This is a genomic window from Micromonospora sp. H61, assembly GCF_018070325.1.
Taxonomy (GTDB): Bacteria; Actinomycetota; Actinomycetes; order Mycobacteriales; family Micromonosporaceae; genus Micromonospora; species Micromonospora salmantinae.
Map to the genome: position 1 here is coordinate 49556 of NZ_JAGPXY010000041.1, position 6237 is coordinate 55792.

Below are 6237 nucleotides of genomic sequence, written 5' to 3' on the forward strand. Positions count from 1 at the left end.
GGTGAGGTCTATTCGCGGCTCGGGTCGACTGCCGCGCCTTTCGCGTCCGGCGGCGGGTACGGCTGGTCGGCGAGGAGTCGGGCCAGGTGCGCGGTGTTGAGCGCCAGGGCCTTCGTGGTGCGGCCGGTGGTGTCGGGCTTGGGGCCGGCGTCGCGGTAGTCCACGGTCTGCAGTGCCTCACCGACCCAGTAGGTCGCGGCGGCGGCGGCAATGGTGAAACCGACCTCGTTGAGCGCCTGCTGCACCTCGCCGATGGTGTGGTGGGCGCCGTCCTCGTTGCCGACCACGGCGACACCGGCCACCTTGCCGTAGGTGAGGAGCCGGCCGTCGGCGTCGGTCTCGGAGAGTTCGGCGTCGAGGCGTTCGAGGACCATCTTGCAGACGCTGGAGGGCTGGCCGAGCCAGATCGGCGTGGCGATGATCAGCACCTGGGCGGCCATCAGCTTGCCGCGGATCGCCGGCCAACCGTCGCCATCGCCCTCGTCCGTGGACACCCCGAAACGCACGTCGTGATCGACGACGCGGATCATCTCGCCCTCCACGCCCTGCACGGCCAGCTCGGCGAGCACTTCCCGACCGAGCTGCTCGGCGCTCGACGGCGTCGGTGACGGCTTGAGGGTGCAGTTGAGTACGAGGGCGCTGATGGTCGCCACGTCGGTTCCTCTCGGCGGTCGTGTTCGGGTACTGGCCTGCCATACCCGGCTAGGACGTCTCAGAACACCCCGGCGACCGGCAAAACCGCTGGGTCGACGGCCGGAGCGCTGGCATGGTGTCCGCATGGTGCCGAACGTCGCACGGCAGGTGGCCGAACAGGTACGGACGGGCTTCGGCCTGCACCTGTCCACGATGGAGCCGGTCACCTCCGGCGCGGACCAGCACGCCCGACTGTGGCTCGCTCAGGCCGTCGGCGGCTCTCGGTACGCGGTCAAGCTGAGCGGTGGCGGCACCCCGGCCGGCCTGGTCGTGACGGCGTACCTGGCCGAACAGGGGGTGCCGGGCATCGCCGCGCCGCTGCGGGCCGACGGCGGACGGCTGTCGATCGACCACGACGGCCGCCGCCTCTCGGTGGTGCCGTGGGTCTCCGACCAGCGGGCGCTCGACGGCCCGATGACCGGCGCGCACTGGCGCGCGTACGGCGAGGTGCTGGCCGCCGTGCACGAGGTGCCGGTGACCGACGAGCTGAGCCGGCTGCTACCGGCGGGCGGTGCCGCGTACCCCTCGATCGTGACCGCGACCCGCGCGGTGGCCGCGCTGCTGCGCGATCCGGACCGGGCCGACCTCGCGGACCCGCTGGTAATGGAGCTGGCGGGGGTGTGGTCCACGGTGGCCGACCGGCTGGGGGTGCTGATTCGCGAGGTCGAGCGCCGCGCCGTCGACCAGCGCGACCGGCCCGGCCCGAATGTCGTCTGCCACGGCGACCCGCACCTGGGCAACCTGCTGCTCGGCACGGACGGGCACGTGTGGTTGATCGACTGGGACGACGCTGTGCTCGCCCCGCCCGAGTGCGACCTCATGTTCGTCCTCGGTGGAGTGCTCGCCTTCGCGCCGATCAGTGCCGAGCAGCAGCAGGCGGCGCTCGCCGGCTACGGCAGGATCGACGTCGACCCGGTGCGCCTGGCCTGGTTCCTCGCGGTTCGCGCGCTCGACGACCTCAGCGACTGGACCCGCCAGGCATTGGACCTCGACGCCGAGGCGGCCGACCGGGAGCGGGCGGCGCGGATCGTGCGAGGGCTGGTGTCACCGGCGGGTCTGGTCACCCTCGCCGACGCGGCGGTGCGCGGTCTCGACCCAGAGGCGCGGGCTGTCCGTAGCGGGTAGCCACGAAGAAGGGCGGAGCTGAACGGTCAGCGCTCGCCGAGGAACGCGCTGTCGACCAGTTGGCGGGGCGATCGGGCGCCACCGAGGCTCTTCGCCTGGTACATGGCCGCGTCGGCGCGGCTGAGCGCGTCGGTGAGCTGGGCCGGGCCGGTCACCGGGGCGAGCCCGACGGACGCGGTGACCCGGACGCTGCACGCGCTCAGCCGGATCGGCGCGGCGACGGTCTCGCTGAGCCGGCGGGTCGAGTGCTCGATCCAGCGCCGGTCGACGGTGGGGCTGGAGAGCAGCCCGGCGAACTCGTCGCCGCCGAGGCGCGCCACGAGGTTGTCCCCGGCGAAGCCGGCGAGGCGTTCGGCAACACTGATCAGCACCTGGTCGCCGGCGGCGTGCCCGTACCGGTCGTTGATCTGCTTGAAGTCGTCCAGATCGAGCACCACGGCGATCAGCGGCTGGCCGGCGGCGTCGGTGAGCAGGGCGGCTGCCAGGCGGTAGAAGGCGCGGCGGTTGGGCAGCCCGGTGAGCGGGTCGTGACTGGCGGCGTGCCGTTCGGCGGCCAGTTCGGCCTGGAGGTGACCGATCTCGGCCTCGGCGCGCACCGCCCGTCGGCGAAGTTGCCACGAGGAGAGCAGCGCGCCCGCCGCGCAGACGCCGGAGGCGACACTCATCGGATCCGGCACGAACCCTCCCATCGCCGCGACCGCCTCCAGCCTTCGGTTGACGCGGCACGCCGCGTCGGGCCCAGTTTTGCCTGATCGTTGCCCGTGTGGGGGTAACTCAAAGTGAACGGATGGGCACCGATCATGTGCGTTATCATGCTCGCCGTCGGATGCAGATGCAATAGCAGATGCACGTGCAGAACCGTCCAATGTCGATACCGCACCCCCTCGCCGTCACCGCTCCTCCCACGGCCACCGGCGGGCTCGTAACAGAAAGACGCCCCCATGCAGCAGCCACCCAATGGCGTACCGATCCACCAGTTGCCTCCGCTGAGCTGGCAGAAGAGTCGCCGCAGCAACCCCAGCGGCAACTGCGTCGAACTGGCCGAACTGCCCGAGGGAGCGGGCATCGCGGTCCGCAACTCGCGACACCCGGAAGGGCCGGCGCTCATCTACACGGTGGATGAGATCGCCGCCTTCGTTCTCGGTGCGCGGGACGGAGATTTCGACCACCTGATCAACTGACCGTCCGAGGGTGGCTCGTCCCGGTGACGGGACTGATTCACCGGCGCGGAGGAGTTCACCTCACTGTCGGTCCATGGCATGCTTACACGTCGGCCGGGCCGGGGCGCCCGGCCGTCGTGGGTCGGTGTCCGGAGGTCCGCACGTGACGATGGTTCCCGCCGAGGGTGGCCCGACATCCGGGCCGACCGTGCTGCGCATGCTGCTCGGCGCCCAACTGCGCCGTCTCCGGGAGTCCAGCGGAGTGACCCGGGAGGGCGCCGGCTGGGAGATCCGCTCCTCCGAATCCAAGATCAGTCGGATGGAGCTGGGTCGGGTCGGCTTCAAGGAGCGTGACGTCGCCGACCTGTTGACCCTCTACGGCGTCACCGAGGACCACGAACGCGACGCGCTGCTCAAACTCGCGCGGGACGCGAACAGCCCCGGCTGGTGGCACCGCTACGGCGACGTGCTGCCCTCCTGGTTCCAGTCGTACCTGGGCCTGGAGGCCGCCGCCGCGCTGATCCGCAGCTACGAGGTGCAGTTCGTGCCCGGCCTCCTGCAGACCCGGGAGTACGCCCGGGCGGTCGTGCTGCTCGGGCACGGCGCGGCTGGTCCGGGTGAGATCGACAGGCGCGTCGCGCTGCGGATGCAGCGTCAGCAGTTGCTCCAGCGGCAGAACCCGCCGCAGCTCTGGGCCGTGGTGGACGAGGCGGCACTGCGCCGGCCCATCGGCGGGGCCGAGGTCATGCGCGATCAGCTCACCGCGCTCATCGAGGCGACCAAGTCGCCCCACATCCGGTTGCAGGTCATCCCGTTCGCCGCCGGTGGCCACGCCGCCGCCGGGGGCGCCTTCACCATCCTGCGCTTCGGCGACCAGGAGCTTCCGGACATCGTCTACATCGAACAGCTCACCAGCGCCATCTACCTGGACAAGCGCGACGACCTGGATTACTACGCGGTGGCCATGGAGCGGCTCTGCGTCGAGGCCGAGCCGCCCGAGCGTACGGCGGAGATCCTCGGCCGGCTGCTGGACGACACCTACCCGGCCTGACGCTCGTCGTCGTAGGCCCCGCGCAAACGGACTCTCAGCCCACGTATTGACCGACGCCGACCGGTCCGGCTAGTCTCTGTATCGATACAGACTGGATCGATACAGAGAGGTGCCGGTGAAGCCAACACTGCAAGCCGTGGCCGACGCCGTCGGCGTCTCGCGCAGCACCGTCTCCAACGCCTACAGCCGCCCCGACCAGCTCTCCGCCACCCTGCGCGAGCGGATCCTGGACGCCGCCCGGCAACTCGGGTACCCCGGCCCCAACCCCACCGCACGCTCCCTGCGCCGAGGTTTCGTCGGGTCGATCGGGGTGCTGTTCACCTCGCAACTGTCGTACGCCTTCACCGACCCGTTCGCGGTCCGCTTCCTCGCCGGCGTCGGCGCGGCGGCCGAACGGCACGGCACCAGCATGCTGCTGGTGCCGCTGCCCCCGGCGGTGACCGACGCCCGACAGGCGGTGGAGAACGCCGCCGTCGACGGGTTCTGCGTCTACTGCGTCGCCGACGAGGAATGGGCGTTGGACGTGATCCGCCAACGCGGGCTGCCGTTCGTCAGCACGGCCGCCCGCGACGACGCCAGCGCCGACGAACGCTTCGTCGGCATCGACGAGCGGGCCGCCGCACGCAGCGCCGCCGCGCACGTCGCAGGGCTCGGGCACCGTCGGGTGGCGCTGCTCGCCGACTCCGTGCTGCCCGACGCGCCGGCCGGCCCGCTCACAGTGGCCGGGGTCGACCAGGTGCCGCATCCGACCACCCGAGGCCGGCTCAGCGGGTTCGCCGACGCCTTCGCCGAGGTCGGCGTCGGCTGGGCCGAGCTGACACTGGTAAACGTCCCCGGCAACAGCCGCCCGGCGGCAGCCGCAGCCATCGCCGGGCTGTTCGACCAACCCGCGCCGCCGACCGCCGTGCTGGCCGGCTCCGACGTCCTCGCGCTCGGTGTGCTGGACGCCCTGGCCGCACGGCCAGCCCATGATCGTCCCAGCGTCTCGGTGACCGGCTTCGACGACGTCCCCGAGGCCGCCGCGGCCGGCCTCACCACCGTCCGGCAGCCGGCCGAGGAGAAGGGCCGGATCGCCGCCGAACTGCTGCTCGACCCACCCGCGGACGCCGCGGCCGGTCACGTGTTGCTGCCCACCGCACTCGTCGTCCGGGCTTCCACCGGACCCGTCCCGAGGAGTTGACCATGGAACTTCCCAGCGGATACATCACCGCGCTCGACGCCATGAACCGGCACGTCAACTCGGCCCGACCGAACGCTCCGGTCCAGGTCGACCACCCCCGCCGGGCCCTGCTCGCCCCGACCCGGCAGGCCACCGCCCTCGCCCTGCGCCGGCTCGCCGACCGCATCCAACCGCGACCGCTGCCCGGCACCCCGCGCTGCTCCTGACACGCACCAATCCCATTCCGGTACGCACGGGACGAACAGTGTGGGTCCGGGCACGCAGAGTGGTCGAGGGCGGTGTTGCCAGGCAGACTGGTGAAGCCATGTCGCCGCTCACGCCCACTCTCCGCCTCCACGACCGCTACGTACTGCACGAGCGGATCGGTCTCGGTGGCATGTCCGAGGTGTGGCGAGGCGACGACGAGGTGCTCGGGCGGCCGGTCGCGATCAAGGTGCTCGCCGGGCAGTTCGCCACCGACCCACAGCTGCGGGCCACCATCCAACGCGAGGCCCGCGCGGCCGCCCGGCTGACCCACCCACACGTGACCCAGGTGTACGACTACGCCGAGGCGACCCTGGCCGGCGGCGTCGTGGTCCCGTACCTGGTGATGGAGCTCGTCGACGGTCACAACCTGGCCGACCGGCTGCGGACCGGGCCGCTGCCCTGGCCGGAGGCGGTCCGGGTGGCCGGGCAGATCGCCGCCGCGCTGGCCGCCGCGCACCGCATCGGCGTCGTGCACCGCGACGTCAAGCCCGGCAACGTCATGCTCACCGACACCGGCGCCAAGGTGCTCGACTTCGGCATCGCCGCGCTCGGCGGCCTCGACAGCCAGTCCGGCGAACCGCTGATGGGCACCCCCGCCTACTTCGCCCCGGAACGGCTGACCGCCGGCCCTCCCGACCCGGCGAGCGACGTGTACGCCCTCGGCGCACTGCTCTACCGCACCCTCACCGGGCGGGCGCCACTGCCCGTGCAGAGCTGGGAGGACGCGCTGGAGGTGCACCGGCGGGGCACCCCGGTGCCGCCGCTGCGGGTGCCCGGCCTAC

8 protein-coding genes are annotated in these 6237 nt (G+C 72.0%); 6 read left to right on the plus strand and 2 right to left on the minus strand.

All coding sequences use genetic code 11. The annotated features are described in order from the left end of the window. Positions 1–8: 8 nt before the first annotated feature. Positions 9–653, minus strand: a complete 645-nt coding sequence (locus KBX08_RS20450) for an NAD(P)H-dependent oxidoreductase (protein WP_210785053.1) — start codon at positions 651–653, stop codon at positions 9–11. A gap of 124 nt (positions 654–777) precedes the next feature. Here KBX08_RS20450 and KBX08_RS20455 point away from each other — a divergent pair, with 124 nt between their 5' ends. Next, a complete protein-coding gene (locus KBX08_RS20455; RefSeq protein WP_210785054.1) occupies positions 778–1818 on the plus strand; it encodes a phosphotransferase enzyme family protein in 1041 nt (346 codons plus the stop codon). Between the two features lie 26 nt (positions 1819–1844). Here the strand turns inward: KBX08_RS20455 and KBX08_RS20460 are convergent, their stop codons facing one another. Further along, positions 1845–2495 (minus strand): GGDEF domain-containing protein, encoded by a 651-nt coding sequence (locus KBX08_RS20460; protein WP_210785055.1) that lies wholly within the window; start codon positions 2493–2495, stop codon positions 1845–1847. A 264-nt stretch (positions 2496–2759) separates the two neighbouring features. On the opposite strand from KBX08_RS20460, the gene KBX08_RS20465 reads away from it, so the two are divergent. The 5 genes from KBX08_RS20465 to KBX08_RS20485 all read left to right on the plus strand — a co-directional run. Next, a complete protein-coding gene (locus KBX08_RS20465) occupies positions 2760–2999 on the plus strand; it encodes a DUF397 domain-containing protein (RefSeq protein ID WP_091406718.1) in 240 nt (79 codons plus the stop codon). Between the two features lie 142 nt (positions 3000–3141). Continuing rightward, positions 3142–4029 (plus strand): helix-turn-helix transcriptional regulator, encoded by an 888-nt coding sequence (locus KBX08_RS20470; protein WP_210785056.1) that lies wholly within the window; start codon positions 3142–3144, stop codon positions 4027–4029. A gap of 136 nt (positions 4030–4165) precedes the next feature. Further along, the gene (locus KBX08_RS20475) at positions 4166–5209 is read left to right on the plus strand and encodes a LacI family DNA-binding transcriptional regulator (RefSeq protein WP_307850597.1); all 1044 of its coding nucleotides are present in this window, start codon (positions 4166–4168) and stop codon (positions 5207–5209) included. Between the two features lie 2 nt (positions 5210–5211). Then, positions 5212–5415 carry a hypothetical protein gene (locus KBX08_RS20480; RefSeq protein ID WP_238689416.1) on the plus strand — a complete coding sequence of 68 codons (204 nt, stop codon included), beginning with the start codon at positions 5212–5214 and terminating at the stop codon, positions 5413–5415. A gap of 98 nt (positions 5416–5513) precedes the next feature. Further along, positions 5514–6237: serine/threonine-protein kinase (locus KBX08_RS20485; protein ID WP_210785059.1), on the plus strand; the 724-nt coding region annotated here is incomplete at its 3' end.